The organism is Cohnella hashimotonis (assembly GCF_030014955.1).
In the GTDB taxonomy this organism is placed as follows: Bacteria; Bacillota; Bacilli; order Paenibacillales; family Paenibacillaceae; genus Cohnella; species Cohnella hashimotonis.
In genome coordinates, this window is sequence record NZ_JAGRPV010000001.1 from 2,189,401 (window position 1) to 2,216,009 (window position 26,609).

Sequence of the window (26,609 nt, forward strand, 5' to 3'; positions counted from 1 at the left end):
AGGAGGAGTTGACCGTTCATGAAAAAAAGCGGAATAAGCGGATTTTTGACATTTGTCATCCTATGGGGCATGTGCGTGACCCTGTGGCCGAGTGCGACCGCAGCGGCAGCAGATACGGAGATGCTGCCGAATCCCGGATTTGAATCGACGTCTGATGGGCGCCCCTCGCAATGGGAGCCGCTCCCGAATAGCTCGACCATCGAGTCCGTATCCGAAAGCGTATATGTACTTAGCGGGACATACAGCGTTAAATTGGTGGATCCGGTCAAGGGCGGGGCAACAGGGCTAAGAAGCGCCAAAATGCCGGTTACGGAAGGGAAGGATTATCGCGGGAGCGTATACGCATTCGATATGACAGGAAAGTCGCAGCTGTACATGGAATTTTGGAACGGCGCGAACCAACGGATCGGCGTTCAGGCAGAGTGGAACCCATCCGCGGCGAGTTGGAATCAAGTCGGCATCACGATGAAAGCGCCGGCAGGCTCCGCTTATGCGACCTTGCTGCTTTATCAATGCGACGACTGCATTGCCGTCAGCTACTACGACGATGCCTCTTTCCGGGAAGTATCGGGTGTTTCATCGGATCCGAATTTGGATTTTGAAACGGTAGCGGACGGCGGGCCTGCCAACTGGACGCGGTATAGCGCCTCCAGCGGCGCCATTTCCGTTACGGACATCGTCTATAGCGGCCAATACAGCATCCGAATGGACGATACTTCGCCAACCGCGGGAATCGGCATGCGCAGCATCCATCTTCCGGCTTCGCCCGGAGAGGTTTATCAGGCATCCGTTCAATCCTATAATGCTTCCGGCATTTCCGAGCTTTATCTTGAATTCTGGAACAGCGCGAATCAGCGCATCGGCGTCGCGACCTACGCCAATTCCTCCATCGGAAAATGGACGCCGCTGGTTATTGAACAAACCGCTCCTGCCGGGACGGCTTACGCCACTTTACTTCTTTACTCGAACTCGGGCAACGTGGGTACGGCTTATTTCGACGCCGCCGGGTACGGCCCGCTCTCGCCTGAACCTGTAAGGGAATTTCCGCTTCTTGTTTCCGATCATCCGCGCTTGTATTTTACGAAGCAGGACCTTCCGGCTATTCGCGGCAAGGCGGCCAATGCGACGGATTCCGCTTTCGGTCAGACGGGCAAGCTGCTGTGGAGCCAGCTGGAGAGCGTCGCAAGAGGTTACCTGCAGGACACCAGCTATACGATCACCGCCTATGGCGGGCATACGGTAACGTTATCGCTTCCGCCCGCCCAGCCTCAGCCGATGCCGAATCCCCCCGGATTTACGGACGGTGTTTACCCTTATTGGACGGCGATCGGAAGAGCGATCCAGTATCGGCTGGAGGTCCTCAGCTTAGCTTACGCGGTCACGCAAGAGCAGGCGTTTGCCGACAAAGCCAAAGAGACGGTGCTTTCTCTGACCAACTGGAATACGTGGACGGACCCGACGTACAGCTGCGGTAGTTCATGCCTGGACACTTCGCACTTGACATTGGGCGTGAGCATGGCCTACGACATCTTGTACGACGAGCTTAGCGCAGCGGAACGAACGCAAATCGAGAACGCGCTGATCACAAAAGGACTTCGTCCGTTGTATGCCGACGTACGGAGCAAGGTCGATCACAATATCCAGATGCTGCGCGCTTCCGCGCTTGCCGCCGGGGCATCCGTCGTTTTGGGGACGGACCCGGACGCCAACAAATATTTGACGCGCGCGGCCAATTTCATCTCTTGGTATCTGGACACCAGAATGAGCTCCGGCCAGCAGGAAGGGCTCGGCTACACCGGTTACTCGCTCGATAACTTGATGCGGGCCGTCGATATTATGTCTCGGACGACCGGCCTGCGAGATTATATCGACCATCCGTTCATCAATGACTTTTTCGTCCGCTGGGTTGTGTATGCCATGGCTCCCGGCGGCAGTTATTTGGCCAATTTCTCCGATTCCGCGTTGGATTCTGCACCCACGATGACGATGAGCGTCATCAACAATTGGCTCGGAAATGGCGATGCAGGCTACTTTCTGGATAAATCGAGAGTGCTCAGCGACCTGGTCGTCAGCTTCCTGTACTTCAATCCTCAGGCGGTCATCTCGAAGCCGGACACCAGCCTGCCTTCGTCGGCGACGCTCGACCCGATCGGATGGTCCTTTCTCCGGACGGGATGGGAGAAGGAAGATACCATGCTTGCTTTTGTCAGCAACCAATCGGCGCTCGGGCACAATCACTATGACCAGAACAGCTTCCAGATCGCAACAAACAACGCGTGGATTGCCGCAGATCCGGGGTATCAGGATCTCAGTGCCGGTCCTCTGAAAGAGTTTACGATCAGGGACGGTCACAGCACGATACAGGTCGACGGCAAAGGGCAGTCCAGATTAGGCGGCGGAACGCTGACCCAGGGGATGCATGCTCCCGGTTACGATTACGTTAAAGGCTCGGCGGCAGCGGCTTACGAGAACCCGAAGCTTACGAAGTTCGATCGGCATATCGTGATGATCAAGCCGGACTACTACGTCATGTTCGACGATCTGTCGGCCAACGCGAATCGGACATTTGACTGGGTGCTTAACAATGGGAACATCAGCGAATTCGCCATTGACGGACAGAACGGCACGGCGGGACAGACGATTATGGGCAACGATCTGTATACCAGCAACGGAAAGGCAGCGTTGAACGCCAAATTTTTGAGCCGCGACAAGCTTCCGATTACGGTAGGTCCGTATCCGGGCGCCGAAAGTATGGGCTATTTAACGAAGGTCTCAAGCGGCGCGGCCTCCAAAGACTACCGCTATGTCACCGTACTCAAGGCGACTCCGCTTCTGCAGCCGGATGTTATTCAAGCGGAAGACCTGCTGCCCCCCAAAGAAAGCTCGGGGAAGGAGTTCAAGATTGTCAACGTGGACGGCGCGGGAGTTGTATTTTACCGGGCCGAAACGGCGGGAGATTATATGACGCTGGAATTTGAGCTTGATAAACCCGGTACTTATCAGGTCAATGGGAAGTTTATTCAATCGCCGTCGTATGGCAAAATTCAAACTTACGTGGACGGGCAGCCTGTCGGAGACATATTCGACGGCTATGATGCGACTGTTCGAACGGCGGCCCCTTTCCCGCTCGGTCAGATTGAACTGGCGGCTGGCAAGCATACCGTCAAATTCGAGCTCGTCGGCAAAAATGCCCTTTCCGCCAATACGTTTATAGGCGTAGACGGGATTCAGTTGACGATGGACGGAACGAAAGCGCCAAGCGAGCCACAAAAAACGTTGAATGCGGAGCTGCTGGAGAACGATGGGGTGATCGGGTCCAAGGTCTGGCGCGGGGAGGCGGAAGAGATTGTCGACTCCGTACTGTTCAAGACCGGTACATCTTCCTATTCGGTAGACGGCATTGCCAGCGATGCCGACCAATCGGTCGTAACTCGCGGTTTATACGGTCGTATTCAGGGATATGCCATGACAAGAGGAACATCGCTTCAGGCTAATGGCAACACGCTGCTGCAAGCCTCCGATCCAGTCAACGCCTCCGTTCAGGGCAGCTACGGGCGATGGGAGGCGACGCTCGAGACGGGGGCGGACGGAAACGTGAGTCTGTACGTTCCCTACGCGTCGGCGGTTACCTTGAACGGCAGGCAGCTGGCTCCTGGCGAATATATATTCGACAAATCCGCCCGCAAGCTTAGCCTATTGTTGTCGGCGGGGACACACCGCATCGCGATCGCTGCCGATCACCCTATAGAGGCTCCGGGCAATCCTGTTCTGTCCGATGATAATGGTTATGATACGGGGCTATTGGACGGAAATTATCAGATTCGGATGAATCTGTGGTGGGGGAACAACGGCAGCCGCTACAGGCTGTATGAGAACGGCAAATTGATTGACGAGCAATCGCTTGAAGAACGTTCGCCTGATGCCCAGTCCGCCGTCACGGCAATATCCGGAAAGGCGAATGGAACCTATGTGTATCGGGCCGAGTTGACGAACGATTTTGGCACCACCTTAAGTAACGAGCACACGGTAACCGTCACCCAGGCACCCCCGGCCAAAGCCGTTCTGTCGCACGACAACGATGACGGAGACGGCAGTTACCGGGTCACCATGAATGTATGGTGGGGAACGAACGGCACAACCTACCGCTTGTACGAGAATGATGTGCTTATCGATTCGCAGCAGCTCGCAGACGATACACCGAATGCGCAGGTTGCGGTTACTTCTTTGGCAGGGAAGCCGCCTGGCGTTTATGCGTACCGCTGCGTGCTGGAGAACGCGGCCGGTTCGACCTCAAGCGAGGTGATTACGGTAACGGTGCGCTGAGTTATTCAAGTTCGTCGTGTCCGCTTGATAGAATAAGGTACGTTTCAGCTAAATCGTGGCGCTATGAAATGGCGTCGCAGGGATTGTATCTCTGCGACGCCATTTTCCTTTGCTCTTCTTGGCAGAAACCGATCGTTAGAAACGTGAAAGCGCCGGCGCGGATGTGCGCTCATTTTGCCAGCGCCTCCTCGTGTCGATCGAACCTGTAGCCCGCCACATCCTCCGCCTAGGCATTGATAACTGCCTGAAGCTTCGATATACTTGGAGGATAAAGCAATGGCAATTGACATTTTTGAAAAAATGTGATGTTTTCCGCCCGCTTGCGTAGAACAGTGGATCTACGCCTCATCTTCGTCTTTCAAGCGAATAGAGACGATGGATACCCAACACATGAATAAGGGATGGAATTTTTTGATGCGGAGAAGCAGATCCAGATATTCCGAGCGTTACAGCTATTTTATTCATGAACTGCGGGACCAGATCATTACGGGAGAGCTGCAGCCTGGCGAATATATTTTGCCTGAGAATACGCTGGCAGAGCAATACGAGCTGAGCCGAGTGTCGATTCGCAAGGCGCTCGCCGAATTGGTCGAAGAAGGACTTATCGAGAAGATCGCGGGCAAGGGAAGCCGGATCAAGCAACCGGTCGACGATCATTCGGCCGCCGTTCTGAAGCTGGCCTGGTTTTCGACCTCGCATGAACTTGAGATCGTTCGAAAAATTATAAACCGCTTTATGGAAAACAATCCGTTCGTTAAGGTGGAACTTCAAGTTTTGCCGACAATCGGATATACGAATGCGATTGCCCAATCCATCGAGAACGGACAAGGCCCCGATTTATTCATTATATCCGATGTTCATGTTCGGGAATGGATGGACCTGGGAAAGGAAAGCGCTTTGAATGGCTACGTCCCTGCCAAACTGAACGAAGAAAGCAGCTATCCGCAAGTGTTTGAATTGTTTAAGCGTGAAGACAAGATGCTGGGGGCGCCGTTTTTGTTTTCGCCGGTTATTATTTGTTACAATGAGACCATTTTCAAGGAAAACGGCGTGTCCGATCACCCGACGATCGCCAATTGGGAAAACTTGTTGGAGATCGCCAAACAATGTACGCCCATGCAAAGCGAGAGCACCATCGTCGAACAATACGGCTTTTGTTTTTCATCCTCCTATAACCGATGGCCCGTTTTTCTTCTGCAGAACGGGGGGAAGATCGTATCCGACGAAGGCGACAAATGCGTATTCTCCCGAGAGGAGAACGTAGAGGCGCTCAAGTTCTGTACGTCGCTGATGTATGAGCATCACGTATCGCCGATCTACGCACATGCCAACACCGCGCTGGCGGAGAGTCTGTTTTCCAGACAGCGTGTGGCGATGATCATGACTACCTATTATTTTATGAACGATTTTAAAAATCAATCGATCGAGTGGGACATTCTCCCGATGCCCAAGCATCGCGAGCAGGGGACGCTTCTTCTCGGGGGGGCGATTGCGATAAATGCCAAAAGCAATCAAACACGGGTAGCCCAAAAGCTGGTTGATTATATGACAAGTGCGGAAGCGCAGACGATGCTCAAAACTTTTGGCTCTACCATTCCCGCTTTGCGGGAGGTGGCAGAGGATGACCGTTTGTTGAACCCTGCCATTCATCCGAAGCACTACAATTATTTCAAGGAGGTTCTTCCTTATGCCAGGCCCCTGGTCGGCTTTCAACTGGGGGAGTCGCGAATATTGGAACTGTGCGGTGAACTGGATCTGCTGTGGGCCAACCTCGAAGGTGCGGAAGAAGCGTGCGCACGAATCGAGGCGAGGTTTAACGAACAATATTTTGCGTCGCAAGCTTAAGCGTACCTCGAAGGCCAGACGAGCGATCTCTGAACGAGAGAGTGCCCGGCTGGCCTTTGCCGAATAAAAAAGCGCCATTCGCAGCGATAAGCGCTGCAAATGGCGTTTTTTTTTAAAGCGTAATTGCTGTTCCTGTCCCAATCGGACTGCGGCAGCTGTTACTTGATCCAGGCCTCGGAAGCGTCTTTGATGGCGATGCCGGCATTCACTTCTTGAATAATTTGTTCGCCGCCCATTTTTTTCCACTCATCGACCATCTTGTCCCAATCGGAAACCGGGCGTTGACCGGCGATCATCTTGGTTTGTTCGTCGATCAAATACTGATCAAGCTGCGCACCTTTATCGAGATTGGTTTGAGAGATGACCGGGTAGTTAGGGCTGGCATACCAATTGGTCGAATTTAGATGATTGGCCAAGCTGCCCGTCAATTCTTGAATGAGCGGCAGCGAGTAGCCTGCCGGATAGTTCATATCCGCTTCCTTCGCCGGCCATCCGCCGTCGGGCAGGAACGTGGACGGGGCCAGACCGAGGTTGACGGCATTCTCTTTGAACTTCGGTTTGCCGTCCACCATATCGTACGATACGCCGACATTGCCGAGGTAGAAGTCGTAGTCCGGATTCGTTTCCTTGCGATCTTCCACCGGATAGAACTTGCGGGAGAACTCCAGAATCTCCAGAATCCGTTCTAGTTTCACAGGGTCCTTGGCGGCTTGTGCCGAGATGACATTAAATCCGCCGAACCCGCGGGCGGCCGTCCAGCCTTGCGAGCCATCCGGCGCCTTGAACGCCTCCAGCGATACAAACTTGGCTTCGGGCTGGATCGCGAGCAGGCCTTTGACGTAATCCTCGGACATGCCGTTGATCGCTGCGATGAAGATACCGGCTTTGCCGGAATAGAATTCCTTATTGGTATTCGCCCAGTCAAGCGTGACAAAGTCGGGCGTGACCGCGCCTTGCTTGTAAAGGTCGGCGAGCGTTTGAACGACTTCCTTGTACCCCGGAGCGATGGAGCCGGGAATGAAGCGGCCTTGCTCGTCTTTGTGATACCAAGCCGTCGGGTCCCAATACGTGCCCATGTTCAGCTTCGGATTCAGGTCTTTGCCGAGTGCGAACCCGTAAGTATCTTTTTTGCCGTTTTTGTCGGGATCGTCGTTGGTGAAGGCGAGCGCGACTTTTTTCAGTTCCTCGTAGCTCGTAGGCACGGACAGGTTCAAATTGTCCAGCCAGTCCTTCCGGATCATGATGGAAAAGACGGAGCGGGCCGGGCTGAAGGTAGGAATCGCGTAGATTTTGCCATCAACTTTGAATTGGTCGTAGATGTAGTCGGGAACGCCGGACATGCTGGGGTACTGTTGGATGATCGAGTCGAGGTCCGCAAAAGCACCTTGCTTGGCGAACTTCGGATACCGGTTCCAGGCATCGTCGCCTTCGAATGAAATAATATCCGGCAGCGTTCCCGAGGCGAATACGGCCGACAGCTTGTCGCTGTACGATCCTTGCGGGATCATATTGATTTGGTAATCAACGTTAAAATGTTCGTTGATCAGATTGACGCCGTTTTTATCGGTCGGCGGCACTTCGCCATATTTATACTTAAGCGCGGTAATGGTTACTTTCTGTTTGGCGGCATCGCCGGAGCTCGCACCGGAAGCACCCGGCGATGAGGATGCCGTCGATGCGGAAGCAGGCGATGAAGAGGCGGCCGGCTCGTTGTTGTTGCCGGAGCACCCGGCAATTACAGATATCATCATTGAAGCTGATAAGATGGAGACTACTTTTTTGTTCAATCGATTCCCCTCCAGATTCGGTTCGTATTCCCTGATTTTTTCTGATATTGCCGACTGCATGCTTGCTGACTGGCTAGGCTTAACCTTTGATTGAGCCGATCATCACCCCTTTCGCGAAGTGTTTTTGCAGAAACGGATAAACAATAAGAATCGGCAATGTCGAAATCAGAATAGCTGCCATCTGCACCGTTTCCGGCGGCGGCTGATTGGCAAGCATCTCCGGATTAATGACGCCGAGTGCGTTCATCGCATCGGACTGCACGACGATTTGCCGGAGAATAACCTGAATCGGCCATTTGGTCTGATCGTTGAGATAAAGGATGCCGGCAAAATAATTGTTCCAATGGCCGACCGCATAGAACAAGCCGAAGGCGGCCAGTATGGGCTTGGACAACGGCAGCACGATTTTCCGGAAAATGACCAGATCGCTGGCGCCGTCGATCAGCGCCGATTCGCTAAGTTCCTGAGGGAGCGACATAAAAAATTGCCTTACGATAATCAGGTTGAACGGAGCGATCGCGGCCGGCAGGATGAGCGACCAGATCGAATCAAGCAGCCCGGTCTCCTTGACGACCAGATACGTCGGTATCATCCCGGCGGAGAACAGCATCGTAAATAAAATCGCAAGCATAATGAATCTTTGACCATAAATTTTGCGCGACAGACCATAAGCCATCGTGGTTGTAAAAAATAAATTAACGAGTGTGCCCAGGATCGTGATATAGACCGTAACGCGCAGCGAGCGGATGAAGGAGTGGGAACTAAAAATGTACTCGTATGCGACAATCGACCACTTCCGCGGCCAAAGCAGCAATTGACTTCGCAAAAATTCTTCGTAGGTCGTAAATGAGACGGAGAATAAATAAAAAAACGGGAAAATCATCACAATCGCAAGCAATAACATAAAGGCATAGTTGACCCAGTCGAACACGCGGTCCTGAAACGAACGGATGTTCATGAAAATGCCCCCCCTTTAATAAACGCCTTCTTCACCCATTCGCTTGGCAATGTAGTTCGATCCAAGCACAAGAACAAGACCGACAACCCCTTTAAATAAGCCGACGGCCGTAGCAAAGCTGTAATCAGACTGCCTAACCCCTTTGGTGTACACATACGTATCCAGCACATCGCCAATATCGCGGTTAAAGGAGTTCAACATCAGGAATATTTGCTCGAAGCCGCTGTCCAGTACGCTGCCCAAACGAAGGATGAGCATGATGACGATCGTGGCGCGCAAGGCGGGAAGCGTGATATGCCACATCCGTCTCCAGCGATTCGCGCCATCCACCGAGGCGGCTTCATAGATTTCGGGATTGACTCCCGCTAGCGCGGCCAAGAAAATGATCGTTCCCCAACCGATTTCTTTCCAGATAACCTGCAAAACGATTAGGGGACGGAAGAAGTCGGGGTTCGTTAAAAAACCGATGGACTGATTCATTCCGAAAACTTGCTTCAAAATGTCATTGACGATGCCGTCTCCCCGCAAGAAAATCGTAAATACGCCTACGACAACAACCCACGAAAGAAAGTGCGGCAAGTAAACGATCGACTGAATAAAGCGTTTGAACAGTTCACTCCGCATTTCGTTCAGCAATAAAGCCAAAATGATAGGCGCAGGAAAGGCAAACAAAATTTGCAGCATGGAGAGGGAGAGCGTATTCCACAAGACGCGCCCGATTTCAGCAGAAGAAAAGATATCTCTGAAATGCTGAAGTCCGACCCATTCGCTGCCCGAGAAGCCCAGAAACGGACTGTAATCTTGAAAAGCAATCACGATGCCGAGCATCGGAACATACCGGTAAATCAAGAAAAAGAGCGCGCCCGGAAGTATAAGTAAATACATAAAACGATCTCGCCATATTTTTCGCAAAATCCGCTGTCGGGTGGAGACGACGACGGGCGAATCGGATTGCAGCTGCTTAACGAGAGTTGACACCGCATCCCCTCCAATAAAATACAGTTTAATTACATGTATTTATCTGACATAAAAAAAAGTACAGTTGCTTATATTCGATTAGCTGATGCGCAGATCCGGAACTTCCAGCCAGATCCCGCCTTGCTCGGCAGATTGCTGAGCGACGATGCCCGGCAGCGTGTAGTCGATCGCACGATAAACATCGATAGGAGGTTGACTGCGGCGATCCAGCGCGTCGATAAAATCTTGCAGCAAGTAATACTCCGAAGTACCGTGGCCGCCTTTGGCCATTGCTTCCGTCGCGTCGGGATTGCTGATTTCGCATTTCAACGATTGAGCGGTTTCGCCGAAAAGCGGGTGATTTTCGACGTAGATCCAACCGTCCCCTTCATAGCCATGTCTGCCATTTTCGATTTGACCCTTGGAACCATACAGGGCATAATGTCCGATTTCAGGGGTGCGCGGCGCAACCGAGCTTCGCAGAAGTTTGATCGTGCAGCCTTTGGACGTTTCGAACAGTGCGACCTGCATGTCGATACAGCCGACTCCGCCGTTTGGCACGACCGATTTGGAACTCCCGATCCCCATCGCTCTGACGATGCGGTCATCGAGCATCTCGAGAATGGGCCCGAGCGAGTGGGAGCAGTAATGCAACGGGGGACGTTCATTGCGCCAGTAAACGAATCCGGTATCCGGATCGATAATTCTGGAGCGGATGTCGTGCACGTATTCGCATTCCGCATGGAAGACGGTTCCGATCAGACCTTGACGAATCCACTGTTTCCAGTTTTGCAAAAAATGAAAATATACCGTGTTCTCAGCCATCATATAGGTGCGCCCGGTATCCTTCACGGTATCGACGAGACTGACGCAATCTTCAATGGTGGAGGCCGCCGTTACTTCGCACAGCACGTCTTTGCCGGCCTTCATGGCTGCGATGGCTTGTTCGGCATGTAGCGGCAACGGCGTACCGATCATGACAACATCGACATCTGAGGCCAGCAGCTTGTCAAAACGATCGAAACGTCCGGACGGATCAATGCCGAGCTCGTCTCCCGTCTGCCTGAGCAGGTCGGCGTCCTGATCGCAGATGGCCGTAACTCGAATACGCGGGTGGTGCATATAAGCGGCGGATCGACGCGAACCTCCGAGTCCTGCCAACCCCAATTTCCAAATTTTCATTCGATATCCCCTTTTCGCAACCTAGCTCCGTTGGATGTAGGTAACAACGGTTGTAACGTATAATGACATATTGACAGTTACAGCGAACTAGCGACAAAAATGCATAAGCAAAGTCCTTTCATCACGAATTTGAGTAAAATATAGCATGATTATTTTAGACGGTCAATCCAAAAACCTTTCTTTGCTATCGGCACACGATAAAACTGTATTCGCTTACAGAAGAAGGGCGGATAGCTCTGGAGAAACATAGTGTGAGGTTACCTGACTGAAAGCGCTGACGATCCGAGTCGCCGGATTGACCGTTTTATTTTTCACATGCTATACTTTAAGCATATATTTTTACAGCGCGCGGACAGAGGGGCGCTTTACTTTTTGCGAGATAAATACATGTAGTTAAACTGTCTTTAAATTGCTGAAATTACGTTTGCCGCAACTATTCAAGGAACCAAGATAAACGCAATGGAGGTATTCAGTGTGGCGGACAATGCAGAATTTACCGTCGAACCGCTGCTCGATCGCATCTATGCCGGCGACCGGGTCTTGCTGAGGGCGACGGTCAAGCTGAGCAACGGCGAACGACTGATCGTCACACCGGAGGCAGCGATTGCCATCGCAGCGGAGGAGCAGGCGGAAATCGCAACCGAGAACGGGAAAACGCTGTTGTTGGCCAAAACGGCAGGCACGGTAGAGCTGAGGGCGGCGTATAAAGGACTTCAGGCTGTCGTGCAGGTGGAGGTCATGCCGGTGAGGCCGGCCAAGGCGAGGAGTTCTTACTTTACCGCGGAAAAGGTGTCGGCCGCCCGCGCCAACATCGGGCAGTTCGGGTGGGCCGCCGATACGAAAAAGCTGGCTGTCGGCAAGGCCGACAAGTGGCTATGCGATTTTTCGCTGGGGGAGTTGTGGGAAATGGTACCATCGCAAAACATCCCTCGCAGCTACGCCGTCAACCAACTGGACGGCGGCCTGGCGTGCGCCAACGAAATCAAGCCGTACGGCAATTATCCTTACCGTTTTTCCGTCACGGAAGTCGATTGGAAGCTCACATCGCCAGTATGCGGCGTCCAGTTTCCAACCAACCATTTCAAGGCTTATTATGAGGGCGGGCTGGACGAATACGGGCGGTTTGACCCGGCGCTGGCGAAGCGGCACAATGACGAGCTGATCGCGAAGGGAGAGACGGGCAATCTGGTCAATCGGATTCGGGAACAGATCGCGGCCAATCCGTCGATCGCACACTATGTGACCGACGCGCAAATCATGGACCCGGATTGGGGCGTCGATGACGGCATGGGGTATCGATTCGATCCGAACGATACGCTGGCATACGGGCGTCCGTATACGTTTGTCGCCTATTACGCGCATTGGGCGCTCTGGTACAACGGGGGGATGATCAAGACTGCGCTGAAGGATTTTTCGGAAGCGTACTTGTTTACCGGAGAGCAGCGGTACGCCGATGCGGCGCTTGTCTTGCTGGACCGGATCGGGGATTTATACCCGGATATGCAAGTGTCGCAATTTCCGCATTCCGCCGTCTCCGGCTATCGGCATTACGGTTTTTTGCCGAGCGACGGCTGGCACTTCTATCCTGGGCGTGGGAAAATCGTCGGGAGCATATGGGAAAATGAATTGATGAAGGCGGTAATGTACGCCTACGACGCCGTATTCCCGGCGATTGGCACCTTGGGGGCCGAAGCGTCCGAAGTGCTGAACGCCAAAGCGTATTCCGAGAACAAGAGCAAACCTGATCGGATGAAGGCGAACTTCGAGGACGGCGTGCTTCGGGAAATTTGTACGGCATACAAGGCAGGCGATCTCCAGGGCAATCCGGGCATGCATCAATCGACGCTGGCGCTGGCTGCGGTCGTTCTGGACCACGATCCGGAGACGAGCGAGATGTTAAACTTCGGCTTCCGTTCAGGCGCTTCGGACTGGAAGGACGATGTCAAGACCGGCGGGAATATCATGAACATCCTCGTAGACGATGTCAGCCACGACGGTCATGGCGATGAGAGCGCTCCTTTGTACAATTCCTTATGGCTGTCCAACTGGCTGGAAGTCGCCAAGATGCTGGACGGCTACGAGCTGCCGGAAGGCGGGACGCTGGAGGGAGGGGTGGATGCGGATTTGTTTAAAAATCCGCGCTTTCGCAAAATGTTCATGGCGATGTACCCGCTCCTGCTTACCAGCCATTATACGCCGAACATCGGCGATTCCGGCCAAACGGGAAATCCGGATGTATCTGCCATTCGGCTGGACGAGCTCATTGAGGGCTACAGTCGGTACGGTAAAGACGAGCTTGCGCAAGCGATTTATCTGTTGAATGGCAAGACCGCCGGCGGCATCGCGCTCGACATTTTCTCCGACAATCCGAACGCAGTATCGCAAAAAATCAGACGGGTTATTGAAGAGAAGGGCGAGCTGCGCCTCGGCTCCGAAAATTTCTCCGGCTATGGTCTTGCCGTACTGCGGGACGGGTTCGATCTGTCCGGCTCTATGAACAATGAGCTGGATGATGCGTTACAGCAAACCGCCGACGAGACGGCGGCCAGGACGACGCAGCGAGCGCTCTGGATGTATTACGGCGGTACGGCCAGCCATGCCCACGGCGATCCGCTTAATCTGGGTTATATCGCTTACGATCTCGATCTGATGCCCGATTTGGGTTATCCCGATACGTCCAGCGACGACCTGGCGTTTTTCCCTCGGACGACTCGCTCGCACAACACGGTCATGGTAAACGGATTGCCCGTCGATGCGTTCGGCGAGCCGACGAACTTCGACGACAGCGGTTTCGTCAAGCTGGCCAGCGTTGACGCTAACGGCGTGGCCGGACTATCGAACGCGCCTGACGGCTTGTACAAGCGAACGACGGCGCTGATCCGGATCAACGAGGAAGATTCCTATATCGTCGATCTGTTCGACCTGAACGGCGGCCTTAATTACGAATACAGCTTCCATTCAGGCGAATCGGAATCCGCCAACACCGTATATCAAGGCTTGGAGCTGTCGACGTCGGGCGCGGACGAACTGTCGTTGAAAAACTTTCGCAAGGATGCCAACGGGACGAGCGGCGCGTTCAGCGTCGACTGGAACCTTAAGGATACGTACAATCGTTATGGGCATGGGGCCGGCGCCGTCACGGACGTTCATCTCAAGATGACGATGCTGGGCGATTATGACGAGGTGACGATTGCCGACGGCATTCCGCCGCAAAATTCGCTGACGAATCCAAAAAGGCTGGAATACATATTTGTTAAAAGCAACGATTCAAGAACGGTCTATACTTCCGTCATCGAGCCTTATCGGGGCGCTTCCAGCATCGCTTCGATCGAGCGGCTGCCTGTCGTCGAGAATAACGGGGCTGCGGCAGACCCGGCCGTAGTCAAGGCGCTCCGCGTGGCGTTTAAGGATGGGCGCACGGACTTTATCGTGCAATCGCTGGACGCTTCGATGGTTTATACGGTCGCCGGCAAGTTTGCGTTCTCCGGCTTTTTCGGCGTGTACTCAGAGCAAGACGGCAAGCTTGTCCGCGCTTACTTGCATGAAGGCACCCGGCTCGGCGGCCTCGTGAACGGCACGCCAGCCGTTAAAGGATTCGTGGCGGGGAGGACGGATACCCTTGCGGTCGAAAATTTTATCGACCTATCTGTCGCACTGCCGATAGAGCCGGCCCTGCTGATCGGCAAGTACATCTATATCGACAACGATGCCGATGTCAACGCCGTTTATCGGATCGAAGGGGCGAGCCGGCACGATGACCATATTCGTCTTCACATCGGCGACGTCTCGGTCGTCAACGCCTGGCGGGACAGCGCGGATTTCTCGCAGGGCTACGCTTTCAGCTTCGAGCCCGGCGACGCGTTCCGCATCCCGCTGTCGCTGAGCAAGCGCTATGCGGAGGGGATCGGTGACGACGGCTATCCGAAGCCCGCGTCTGCCGCCCCCGAATAAGGACAGTGTCGAGCGATGAGACTAGCTAAATTCAAGACAAAACGCCGTCCGGTCTTTGCGACCGGACGGCGTTTATATGCACGACAGCTTCGTCCTTCCCGGCACGGGTTAATTCAGCTGGCTCAATTCCCGGGCTCTGATGACGTACAACGAAGTCCTAACGGAGAAGTAAATGTCTCCGGCGGCCGTCAGCGTTGCCGCTCGAATCGTTCCCGGCAGCAGCGACAGCAAGGACGCTTCCCCGCTATGCAGATGGATTCGAATCAACTCGTCGCCACAGAAGGCGGCCACATGCTCGTCGTCGAGTTTGAGCAACCACAAGCAAGGCTGACTGACGGATACGGTGTGGACGACTTTTCGCTCGGCGACATCGAAGATGTGAATTTCGGTGCCGGCCGCGAACGCAACCTTGCCTTGCGAAGCTGCGATACCGAACGTTTCATTCGGACTGGCGGGATAATCATACTGATCGATCAGGCCCTTGCCCGGCTCCCAAATCCCGAGCTGCCACGGAATGTCATGGCGCGTGGCGAGTCCGCTCGTTCCGCTGTGCGTCGTAAAATATACGTATTGGTCGTCGGCCGCGACGCTTGCGATCGCCCGCTCGGGAATCGGATCGTACCAGCTCTCGACCTCCAGTGTCTCGGGGTCTACCCGCGACAGTCCTCCGCCGTAGACGCCGTAGTTGGCGGACCAGCCTGTCCAGATGCCGCCGTCGGGGCCGAGGACGCTCCGTCCCTCCGGCCGGATGAGCTGGGGACCGACCGAGCGCAAGGTGTGGGGATTGACGTTATTCAGCTGATCCCATGGCTGGTCCGGATCGTAGACCGTATGATCGCCGCCGACATAAGAGGCGGTGAACAGCCGGTCGCCGACGAACACCATGCCGTATACTTCCCCGCCTTCGTTGCAGACGGAGGAAGAGTTCCAATATTCGCCCGTCGCGGGATCGAACCGGAAGATCGTCTGGCCGAATCCGCTCGCTCCCCAAATTTGGCCCTTCGGGTCTTCGACGAGCGTGAAGATTTCCGTGACCGGTGCTTTTGCCGGAATTTGCGCAAGCGCGATCGGTTGCGGTGTATCGTAGTCTTGTGGACTCGAAGGCTTATCGACGATGAAGTAGTCTTGCCCCCTGAAGCTGGCCAGCCGATCGTCTTCCAACTCGATGAAGGGCAGCTGTTGCCCGTTGGCCAGTGTGATCTTCGATGGCTTGAGCTGGTCCGCAAGGCCGGCATCGTCGAGAGGCTGAAGGGTTTGAGGGTCGTAAAAATCCAGTTGTCCATTGGTTCGAGTGCAAATGAAGCGATCGTTGATTTCCCGAATCTCCGCTTCCGGACGGCCGAATTCTTGGAAGGTGCCTTTAGCGATGTCGTAGACCTTTAATCCTTTGGTATCGAAGCCGTAATAGACGAATATGTAGCCGGGAGCTTCTCCCCATACTGGCCGGCTGTACAGGTTTTTGGGGTTTTCGGACACTTTGCCGAGGTTGACGAGCGTGTGCGTGGCAGGGTCGTACTGCATCAGGGAGCAGCCGGGATACGTTCCCCCGTAAACTTTGCCGTCTGAGCCCAGTCCCATTTTCCAGAAATAGGATTCTCCGATCGACTTCAGCGGCTCCGCCCATGTACGCGTACGGAGATCGAGGACGTGCAGGTAAGCCTGCTCGACGCAGGTCCCGATGACGAGCTTCTCATTGTTCCAATTGACGATCCCCCATGCGCCGTTGCCTATCGGCAGCTCATGCTGTTCGCCTTCCCCCGTTAGGGTATCAATGATGACAACGGTTCCCGTTCCGCCCAACGCAAAGTTGGACAGCACATGCTTTTCTTTCCCGTCCAACGGGTCAATCAGAGAGGTTTGACCGAGGATATTAAAATTCCTGCAGGGCTGGCCGACAAATTCATAGAGCTTTGGCGCGGCTTCTCGCTTAAACAATTGGGTTCCTCTTTTCTTTTTTTCAGATTAAATTAAATACCTGTATGCGATATGTTCATAATAGTTATTATATGAGGATGTGAATGAGGGGTCAACTCGATCTGCAAGCAGTATCTCGGGGCGGGCTTAAGCGTTATGATACCTTCCACGGCACATGCAAAATTTGTTGAACAATCGAAAAGGTTCATGTATAATTAAGTACAAGTAAAATACATGTATATAAATAATGAATATTTGCTTTACAGATCTCGATCTTAATCGAAGCGGTATTGCAAAATTAGGAGGATGCAGCATGGAATTGGCACGGGTAGCCATCGTTCAAGAAAAAAAAGCCAGCCAAAAGAGATGGCAGTACGGAGTCAACATTTTTGAAGGGTATATCGAAGAGGCGCTGGCGCATTTGCGTCTCCCTTATCGCACTTATGTGACGCTTGAAGAAGCATTGGCTGCGTCGCCCGACATATTGATAGCCTCGGTATATGATGAAACGGCCGCAAACGGCAAGCTGCTGCTCGAGTATGCGGATAACGGCGGTACGGTGGTATCGTACAGCGGGACCGCACAGCTGGCATCGGCGCTCGGATTTGTCGAGCAACGGCCTGTTCAGATCGGCTATGCGTCGTTGTCTGGCCAGGATGTTCCGCTGCGGTTTATATCGGCTCGCCCGTGGGCCGCACAGGAAGGAAAGGATCCCGTGCTCACCGAGTTTGGCAGCTTGTCCGCAGGCAGTCCGGACGGAGCCCAGCAAGGTTCGGCGCTCCTATCTGTCAAGGTCGGCCGCGGTTCGGTCGAGCGCTGGTCCGTCGATATTCCGGGAACGATCGTACACTTGCAGCAAGGGACCGGTCCTGTCTACGACGACGGCGTTCAAGCGTCGGATGGCACCGTCCAACTGCGCGAAGGCATTTTGAAGGCGGATGACCGCTGCGCGATGGATTATGAGTTTGACCGGCAAACGACGGAGACCGGCGTAAACTATTTCGCTTACCCTTATGCGGATATGTGGCGCGACGAGATCGTAAAGCACCTGATCGCGATAGCCGTGAGCAAAGGCAAAACCCTTCCTTTTCTATCTTATTGGCCGTCCGGCGTAGATTCGGTAGCCGCAATCTCGCATGACAGCGATTCGAACGAAGACATCCACGCCGAGACGACGCTGGAGCTGCTGAAGGAGCTCGACATTCGAACGACCTGGTGCATGCTGGAGCCGGGCTATAGTTCTTCTATATATAATGAAGCGAAATCTCGCGGACACGAAATCGCGCTTCATTATAATGCAGTTGAATTCGATGGGGGCATATGGGATGAGACGCGCTTCAAAAATCAGGCGGCCTGGTTAAGAAGGGCGGCTGGCGTGGACCGGATTGCGACGAATAAAAATCATTATACGCGCTTCGAGGGCTGGGACGATCTGTTCCGCTGGTGCGAACGCTATGGGGTGGAGTCCGATCAGAGCCGCGGACCGAGCAAAAACGGCAATATCGGCGTCTTGTTCGGAACCTGCCATCCTTACTTTCCGATCAGCGACTTCCAGGAGCAAAATCGATTTTTTAATGTGCTGGAAATCGGATTTTTCAATCAGGACTTGAATCATCCCTACTTATACGATTCCAGTGTCATTGAACCGTTTCTCCGAATAGCCAAGCAGGCGGAAGGCGTCGCGCATTTCCTGTTCCACCAGGTTCATATTCACAAAATCGAAAATGTGCGCACGGCGTTAAGAGAAGTCGTCGAAAAGGTGAAGGAATATGGACTTGAGATGTGGACGGTCGGCGAAATTAACGACTGGGAACGCGCAAGACGTTCGCTGTTCATCGTCGACGTCGACGACCGCGGCGTTCCTGTCGTACAAGGGGCGTCGCTGCCGCAACCGGCAGACCTGTATGTGCCGGTATCCAAGGATCAATTGACGGACGGGCAGGCGTACGAGCTCAAATTCGGCGTTCCCTGCCACAAATACTCGACCGTGCGGAACGCAGATCGCGCGAAAGCGGTACTCGCATCTAAGGAGGCCTGAGCATGTCCGAGACGAAACGCGAAAAGCTGGCCATCGACGGCGGAACGCCAGTCAAGACGACGCCCTTCGGAACCGGAAAGCGGTTCGGAGAAGAAGAATTGGAACAATTGCGCGAGGCGCTGGACCAAAATACGTTGTTTTATCATTTTGGGGGCAAGGTCAGGCAATTCCTCGGCGATTTTAACGCGATGTACGGCGTCAAAAGGAGCGTCGCAACGTCGTCGGGCACGGCGGCCATCCATGTGGCGCTGGGCGCGGCGGGCGTGACGGCCGGCGACGAGGTGATCACGAGTCCGATCACCGATCAGGGCACGGTCATCGGCATCCTGTATCAGAATGCCATTCCGGTGTTCGCGGATGTACTGCCCGACACGTACAATCTCGATCCCGCATCGGTCGAGGCGAAGATTACGCCTCGCACGAAGGCGATCGTCGTCGTTCATCTTGCCGGCAACCCATGCGATATGGACGCGCTGATGTCTATAGCCCGCCGGCATAACCTGAAGCTGATCGAGGACTGCGCGCAAAGCTATCTCACAACCTACAAGGGTCGGCTTATCGGTACGATAGGCGACTACGGCTGTTTCAGCACAAACGACTTCAAGCATATCTCTACCGGGGACGGGGGGATCGTGACCGTCAACTCGGGCAACGATGAGGACTATGCGGTCACCCATGCGTTCGCGGATAAAAACTATCAGCGTTTTACGAACGCGGTGCAGCGCGAAATTCACCATCTGGCGCCAAACTACCGGATGACCGAGCTGCAAGGCGCGGTCGGCATCGCCCAACTGCGCAAGCTGCCCTGGATTTGCGCGAAGCGGACCGAGTACGGCAACCGATTGACCGAAGCGTTGGCCGGGTTACCCGGTCTTGTGCCGCCGAAGGTAACAGAAGGCGGCACGAGCACGTATTGGTTTTACCTGTTCCGCTTGGAACCGTCGCGCTTGAGCGGGACGGTCGACGAGTTCTGCGCGGCCCTTCAGGCGGAGGGGATTCCTTGCTCGCGGGGCTACATTCCGCAGCCGATCTACATGCAGTCAATGCTGCGCAACCGGGAAGCTTATCCGGGAACGCATTACCCGTTCGAGCTGTCTCCGGAGATCGCCTACGGTGAAGGACTATGTCCGGTGGCGGAAGAGGTATTGCGGACGTCGGTTCGTCTGACGATCAGCGAGTTCTACACGGGGGATGACATCGAAGCCATGATCGAGGCGGTCCGCAAAGTCGCCGCAAGCCGTATCGGGTGATATAACCTGCGACACGCCAATCCGGCTATAGGGGAGGTCGTTCGCTATAAAGATACCGGGTCGAGACGGGCGTGCCAGACAGCCTGCGCCTGGTCGAGAGATGCATAAGATCGACTGAAAAAGGTACAGTCACTCCATAAATGGAGGAGACTGTACCTTTTTATCTGGTGCAGCAAGTGCTACTGTCCAAAGGAACAGGTGTGTCGACTTGTCTAAGCGGGCGGCTCAGGATTCGTCCAGGAAGCGGGCATACGCCAGGGTGCGCTGGAGGAGCGTCGCCGCCTCGGCGCGGCTTGCTGATTCGGACAGCCGAAGTCGGCCTTGGTCGTCGCCCTTGAGAATGTCCGATGCCGTGAGTGCAGCGACGCTGGGAGATGCCCAATGCGATGCGTCGTAATCGGTGAAACGGCCCATGTCGACGAGCGCCTCCGGCAGCCTAGATCCGGTCAGCGCCAAGGCCCGCGCCAGCATGGCCGCCAATTCTTGCCGGGTGACGACATCGTCTGGACGGAAGCTGTCCGCTTTATCGCCTTCGATGACGCCGGCGCGCGCTGCGGCTGCAACACTCGCGGCATACGGCGAATCGGCAGGAACATCGCGGAAGGTTTTGTCCGCCGTAGCCGAACCTAACAAATCCAGGGCGAAGCTTCGGGCGAGCAAGGCGGCGAATTCGCCGCGGCTGACCGATGCGTCCGGGTCAAAGACCTGGGCGCTTCTTCCGTTGACCAGTCCTTTGGCCGCAAGCCGCTCTACGGCAGATTGGGCCCAGTGCTGCTTCATATCGGCAAAATATATATCACGATCCGATACAAGGGCGTAGTAGCCTTCGGCAACGAACGGCGCCGGGATCTGTATCGTGCCGTTCTCCCGCACGACAGACGGTATAAAGCGAAGCTGGCCGGAAGCTTTCGGCAGCATAACTGCATGATGTGCCGACTCCTGATCGCCACTCTTCATCATCAGCTTCAGATCGAACAGATTGAGCGAGAGCGGCTTGTTCTGATCGTCGCGGATATCGACGCCGACGGGAGTCGTCAGCAAGCGCGAGCCGCCCGACGTCGCGAGCCGGCGGGCCGAATCCGCGAGGGAAGCGGGAGCTTCCTGCAGGCGAAGCGTGATGCGCTGGCGGCCGGCACTTTTTTCTACGAGCTGTGCGACCGGTATTTCCAGCGATGCCCCTTCGGATTGCAGGACGAGGATCAACTGGTTGTTGCGTTCCGCAAGCTTCAGCAGTTCATTGATTCGCAGCTCCGCCTCGGACCCGGGCAGGATAAGCTTGCCGCTCCTGATCTGCTCATCGGTGATCGTGTAAGTAACTGTCCCGGCAGTCAGCGTAAGAGGAGCAAGGAACGGCGAAGGCGAGGGTGTTGTTGTCGGTATCGGCGTTGACGTCGGCCCGTCATCGGCGCTGACCACGATCTCGACTGTGGCCGTCCGACCGCCGTAGCTGGCGCTGACGAGGCTGCGGCCCGCGCCCAAGGCGCTGACTGCACCGGACGCTCCGACTGCGGCGACGGCCTCCGAGCTGCTGGCGTATTTGGCTTGAACCGTCACATCAACCTTGGTACCCAGGTCGGTCAGCGCATAGACCTTTGAGTGGCCCTGCTCTCCCTTTTCCCATGTACCGTTGAGGACGAGCTCGACGGCCTCCACCGCGGATGGCAGCGCGACGTCTTTGAGCGCCATACGGTACATATTGGCGCCTTTGGCGTAATAAAGCGTGCCGTCGTCAGCGCGGTCCATCAGCGATATCGTGCCTGAATCGAGTACTTTCCACGCCAGAGTGGACGGCTGAATGGCCACAAGCTGACGATTCAGCGTCGTATACAGCGTGCCGTCGTCTCCCCAGCGTATGTAGTACGGTCTCCAGGTGCTGTTGCTGACATAGTTGCTGGGGAAAATCATTTTGCTCTTGACGACTTCCAGCGTATTCGGGTCGAGTGCAAAAACGGTGCCCGATGAGATCGTCCATAACAGGCCGTCGGGGCCGAAGGACAGGTCGCCGATCATTTTGGGGGCGACATCGATCCCCGGAATGACGGGCGTGGCTTCCTTTACCACCTGCTCGGACTGGACATCCCAGACGAATATTTTGGCTTTTTCCTCCGTAGGGGTTGAACCTCCGCCGCCCCAGATCGAAGTGCCTCCGTATATTTTTCCGTCCTTGTAGGCCATGCCGATGATGCTTTGATTGTGGATGACATTGTTGAATTCCTTCCATTCGCCAGTCGTGTCATCGTAAACGGTCAGTGATCCGCCCAGGTAGCCATAGGTGGGGATCGTGCCGACAAACAGCTTGTCGTCGCCGCTCTCCAGCGCGAAGGGGCGGTCCTGCGCGTTGCCGATGTCGTAGGCAAGTCCGGGGTTGGAATCGGAAGTATAGCCGAATTGGAACGGCAGCGCAGGATCGTACCGGTACATGACGGCTCCGCCGTACGTTCCGAAATACGTTTTGCCGTTCAGAAACCCGATGCCCTCCGGCTGCGGGAAGTTGGCGGCATTATGCTCCACTGCGCCCGTGGCCGGGTTATAAATGCTCATCGCGGTCACGTAGCCGCCGGTATAGACCCGGCCGTCGTCGCCGATTTCGATCGACTGGATCTCAATGCCGGTCGTATCGATATCCATCGCCTTCGACTGCGTCCATCCGTCATCCGGATCGATCAGGATGTATTCGGTATATTCCAGCAGCATCGCCAGAACCGGCTTGCCGGCCTTTGGACCGCTGTCCGGCGTCACCCATCCGATCTGGGAAGGAACGGACATCGGCAGCGTCGGAATGCCGCCGATTTTTTCCGTTTGCTTGCCGGAGAGGCTGTATCGGTACAAGCTGCCGTCATTTTTGTAATAGATGTAGTCCGGGTTCGTCGGGGAAGGAGGAGATACTTTTTGCTTGAAGACGAGGTTGGCCTCCACTTCCAGGCTTTGTTCGTCGATCACGATCAGCGAAGATCGCTCATCCCGGATCAGCACCTTCCCGCCGTAGACCCAAACGTCTGCGCCCATACGTGCCTGGCCGCTGTACGGGGTGACGATTTCCTGCTGCGCGCCGTTCTCCCGGTCGAGCCTGACGACGGCGTCGGGCAGGCCCAACGCAACATACACATAGCGGTCAGTAACGGCGATGCCGCGCGCATAGGTTTGCGCGTCATTCACCCGGATCGGGCCGAGGTCCGTGAACGCGCCGCTTGCGATATCGTATTCGAATACTTTTGCGCTGCCGGTCGTGGAGCCGTATATTTTCCCGTCGGCGGATGCAGCCAAATCCCAGACCCATTTGTCGGACGGATTGGCGCCAAGATTCGTAATTTTTTTCTCCTGCGGGTCATAACGGTACAGGATGCCGTCGTTCGTGCCGGAGAAATAAATGCGGCCGTCCGAGCCCTGTACGATCGCGTACAGGTGCGTAATTCCCGGCACTTTTTGCGTAAATAAAATGTCGCCGTTCATGGCATTGACGGCATAGAAGGAGGCCGGGTTGTCGGTGGAGCCGGATACGGCGAAGTACAGCTCCCCGCCTTGGGCGGCATAGGGCTTGAATTCGCCGCCAACCGTAGGCGAAGCTTGGACGACCGGACCCAGAAGCTCCGGCGCTTTGAATTCCGGGCCGAAGTCGGCCGCCTGTTCAAGAGCGATATCGTCATAGTAGGCTTCGCCGACGCTGCCGTAGCCGGAGTAGATAAATACGACGGCAGCGTTCGATCCCTGCGGCGCCACGGAAGAATGCTCGACAAGCTGCCATTCCGCACCGGAAGCCGGCGCAATCGTTTCTCCGCTATAGGAAATGACGGCTCCTTCGGCATTAAAATAGGCGATATTTAACGTAACGGAACCGCTCACGGCGTGGACGTAACCGGACAGCGCGTAACTTTTGCCCGGTTCAGCCGTTATTTTCGAGCTGTACAGCCAATAGGACAGATCCGTTCGCGTATCTATAACTTGAAGGCTCTGGCTTCCGCTGCGTTTGACATCGGTGGCAAGATTGAAGCCTTCCGTACCGTACACTTGCGTCCATCCGGGAATGCCGGCTTCGGCTGCTGCTTCGAAGCCCGGATTCAGCAGAGAGGGGGGGAGCGGTTCTCCGGGTTCTTCATAAGCCGATACATCGTCAAGATAGGCGCTTCCGGTCTGGCTGCCAACGAGATAGATCAGCGCCGAAGCGGCATTGGGGGGAGCGACATCTGTCGAGGAGATATGTTGCCACTCTCCCTCGCTTCCGGAGACGGCAACCGTCTTGTGTCCGGCGATCGGGTCGCCGCTGTTGTCGATAAAGCGGAGGTTGAACTCAAACTGCGCGTTGTCTTGCATGAAGGCGTATCCTTCAATCGTGTAGGTTTTGCCGGGAGTCACAGGGAAATGGCTGCTGTACATTTTGACGCCGGAGTCGTTCAGCAACAGGCTGTAGTCGCCCGAGTGCGCCGATGCGGATGAGACGCTTGCAGGGTTTCCTTCGAATTGCCACCAGTTGCCGTCAGGAACCCCGGTTGCGTCACTTGTCTCGAAGCCGGGGTTGTCGATGGATAGCGGTATTCGCGTATCGGGCGTGTCCGCACCGTAAACCGTCGGTGCCAGCAGGGAGATCAGCAAAGCGCTTACAAGTATGATGGAGAGCGGCAGACGGATTGTGTATCCCACGTACGATTCCCCTCCTATTATTGAACAGCGATTTGGCAGTCCTTTCTTTTTTGCCTGGCAAGAACGACATCCTTTACAGCCATTAAGCCTCACCCCCTCTCCATCGTCTGCTGTCAATGGCCCGTAATCGGCTCCATCAAGTCGGATATGCGTTCCAGCATGGCTTCGGCCGTCTCCATGCCGGACCAGTAATGCTTCATTCGGCCGTACAGCTCGTGAACCGCTTCCGGATCGGGCAGCAGATCGTGAATGTACAAGCTTTGATCGAGCGTTCGGTCATCGGCCCCGATCGCTTCCATCCGTTCTTCGCCCCGAATCGATTGATTGACGTCGGTCAGCGGCGAGAGCAATCCCGACGTTTCCGACACTCGCAACTGAACCTCGCGATCCAGCAGCAGCTCCAGGAATAGCTTGGCTTCTTTCTTTTTGCGGCTGGCCCGTGTCACTAGCATCCCGTTGGCAATCAAAAGGCCGGAGTTGCTTCCGGGGATTGAAGTGAGCGGATAGTCCCAGGCATCGTCAAATCCAAGCAAGGTCGTCATGTACATCCCGATTTTGCCTTCAACGAACAGCTCCAGCGCCAGCATCTCGTCGTTCAGAGCGAACACCGGAGCCAGATGATCACGATAGATCCAGGCTCGAATTTCGTCAAATCTGCGGATCAGGCTGAGGCGGTCTTCGGGGCTGCGTGTATGACGAAACTGCCGCCACTCCGGCAGCACAAGCGCAGGCCAGCGCGTAATCAAGGAATGGATAGCCGCGCCATACAGATCAATGATTCCGTCCTGATCCAGATCGCGAGTCAGTGCAATAGCGGATCGGGCAAATTGCTCGCGGGACCAGTCGTGTTCCGGAGGGGCCATCTGGTAACGTTCGAACAGCTCCGGATTGTGCATCATCACAACCGGAGAGAAGGTCAGCGGCACGCCCAATTGACGCCCGTCGATCTGGAAGCAGCGCAGAAGCGTCGGATGAATGGCCGGGAGCTCGATTCCCATGTCTATCACTTTTTCAAAATCGTCCAATTGCTTCAGATGCTGAAAATCGCGGTCCTGGACGACGATCAGATCGGGATGAACGCCGACGGAAACAAACTGCCGGCTGTAGACTTCCTTGTTCATGTCGCTTGGAATCGAAATAACCTTGACCCGAATATCGGGATGCCTCTCGTGAAAGGAACGAATCAGAAGAGGCAGGCTGCGTCTCGTAAAGCTGGAAGGGTACGGAGATGCGATAATCAACGTGCTGGAATCGTCCTCCAGATCTAGCGCGGTCGATACCATCGTGCCTCGGCCCTGGATTTTCGTAATCAATCCTTCCAGCGCGAGCTGCTTCAACGCGTTGCGCACGGGCGTTCTGCTCATCATATACTTGTTGCACATGTCATGCTCGGACATGAGGAACTCGCCCGGCTTGATGACCCCCGATAAGATCTGGGTTCGAATCATAGCAGCCAATTCCATATACATAAACTCCGAATCTCTCTTACTCATATCTAAATCCCTCGCTTTTACAAAAACTTTTTTTATCTCTCATTATATACGGGTATTGACTGATATTTCTTTTCCCTGCATACTTATCATCAACTTGTACTTGTAATTTACTTGTACTTGTAACAAACTTATTATCGTCAATTCATTCTAGTACAGGGGCATTTGGATTGTCAAACCAATTATGTCACAGCTTGTTTGACAAGCCTGCTATTGTGGCGCAACGTTCAGCCCGACTCTTGTTCCGTTCAGGCAGAGCGAAAAAATAGAAATGGCTAA

Annotated in this window: 12 protein-coding genes; 5 read left to right on the forward strand and 7 right to left on the reverse strand. The window is 54.8% G+C overall.

The genetic code is table 11. The features are described from left to right. Window positions 1–18: 18 nt before the first annotated feature. Window positions 19–4,323: a heparinase II/III domain-containing protein gene (locus KB449_RS08640; RefSeq protein WP_282907986.1), complete on the forward strand. Its 4,305-nt coding sequence runs from the start codon at window positions 19–21 to the stop codon at window positions 4,321–4,323. A 414-nt stretch (window positions 4,324–4,737) separates the two neighbouring features. Beyond that, window positions 4,738–6,168 carry an extracellular solute-binding protein gene (locus KB449_RS08645; protein ID WP_282907987.1) on the forward strand — a complete coding sequence of 477 codons (1,431 nt, stop codon included), beginning with the start codon at window positions 4,738–4,740 and terminating at the stop codon, window positions 6,166–6,168. A 158-nt stretch (window positions 6,169–6,326) separates the two neighbouring features. Here the strand turns inward: KB449_RS08645 and KB449_RS08650 are convergent, their stop codons facing one another. The 4 genes from KB449_RS08650 to KB449_RS08665 form a co-directional block, all read right to left on the reverse strand. Then, entirely contained in the window at window positions 6,327–7,955 is a 1,629-nt protein-coding gene (locus KB449_RS08650; RefSeq protein WP_282907988.1) for a type 2 periplasmic-binding domain-containing protein, read from the reverse strand. A gap of 79 nt (window positions 7,956–8,034) precedes the next feature. Beyond that, complete coding sequence (locus tag KB449_RS08655; protein WP_282907989.1) at window positions 8,035–8,913, reverse strand: carbohydrate ABC transporter permease; 879 nt, start codon at window positions 8,911–8,913, stop codon at window positions 8,035–8,037. 15 nt (window positions 8,914–8,928) lie between these two features. Then, entirely contained in the window at window positions 8,929–9,798 is an 870-nt protein-coding gene (locus KB449_RS08660; RefSeq protein ID WP_282907990.1) for an ABC transporter permease, read from the reverse strand. Between the two features lie 171 nt (window positions 9,799–9,969). Next, window positions 9,970–11,052 carry a Gfo/Idh/MocA family protein gene (locus tag KB449_RS08665; protein WP_282907991.1) on the reverse strand — a complete coding sequence of 361 codons (1,083 nt, stop codon included), beginning with the start codon at window positions 11,050–11,052 and terminating at the stop codon, window positions 9,970–9,972. 474 nt (window positions 11,053–11,526) lie between these two features. Between KB449_RS08665 and KB449_RS36455 the strand changes: the two genes are divergently transcribed. Next, complete coding sequence (locus KB449_RS36455; protein ID WP_282907992.1) at window positions 11,527–15,003, forward strand: heparinase II/III domain-containing protein; 3,477 nt, start codon at window positions 11,527–11,529, stop codon at window positions 15,001–15,003. 108 nt (window positions 15,004–15,111) lie between these two features. Here the strand turns inward: KB449_RS36455 and KB449_RS08675 are convergent, their stop codons facing one another. Next, the gene (locus KB449_RS08675) at window positions 15,112–16,938 is read right to left on the reverse strand and encodes an NHL repeat-containing protein (RefSeq protein WP_282907993.1); all 1,827 of its coding nucleotides are present in this window, start codon (window positions 16,936–16,938) and stop codon (window positions 15,112–15,114) included. Between the two features lie 292 nt (window positions 16,939–17,230). Here KB449_RS08675 and KB449_RS08680 point away from each other — a divergent pair, with 292 nt between their 5' ends. Together KB449_RS08680 and KB449_RS08685 are read left to right on the forward strand one after the other, a co-directional pair. After that, window positions 17,231–18,955 (forward strand): polysaccharide deacetylase family protein, encoded by a 1,725-nt coding sequence (locus KB449_RS08680; RefSeq protein WP_282907994.1) that lies wholly within the window; start codon window positions 17,231–17,233, stop codon window positions 18,953–18,955. A gap of 2 nt (window positions 18,956–18,957) precedes the next feature. Next, window positions 18,958–20,205: a DegT/DnrJ/EryC1/StrS family aminotransferase gene (locus KB449_RS08685; RefSeq protein ID WP_282907995.1), complete on the forward strand. Its 1,248-nt coding sequence runs from the start codon at window positions 18,958–18,960 to the stop codon at window positions 20,203–20,205. Window positions 20,206–20,430: 225 nt separating this feature from the next. On the opposite strand, the gene KB449_RS08690 is transcribed toward KB449_RS08685, so the two are convergent. Then, the gene (locus KB449_RS08690; RefSeq protein ID WP_282907996.1) at window positions 20,431–24,840 is read right to left on the reverse strand and encodes an S-layer homology domain-containing protein; all 4,410 of its coding nucleotides are present in this window, start codon (window positions 24,838–24,840) and stop codon (window positions 20,431–20,433) included. Window positions 24,841–24,953: 113 nt separating this feature from the next. After that, window positions 24,954–26,303 (reverse strand): extracellular solute-binding protein, encoded by a 1,350-nt coding sequence (locus KB449_RS08695; protein ID WP_282907997.1) that lies wholly within the window; start codon window positions 26,301–26,303, stop codon window positions 24,954–24,956. Between the last annotated feature and the right edge of the window lie 306 nt (window positions 26,304–26,609).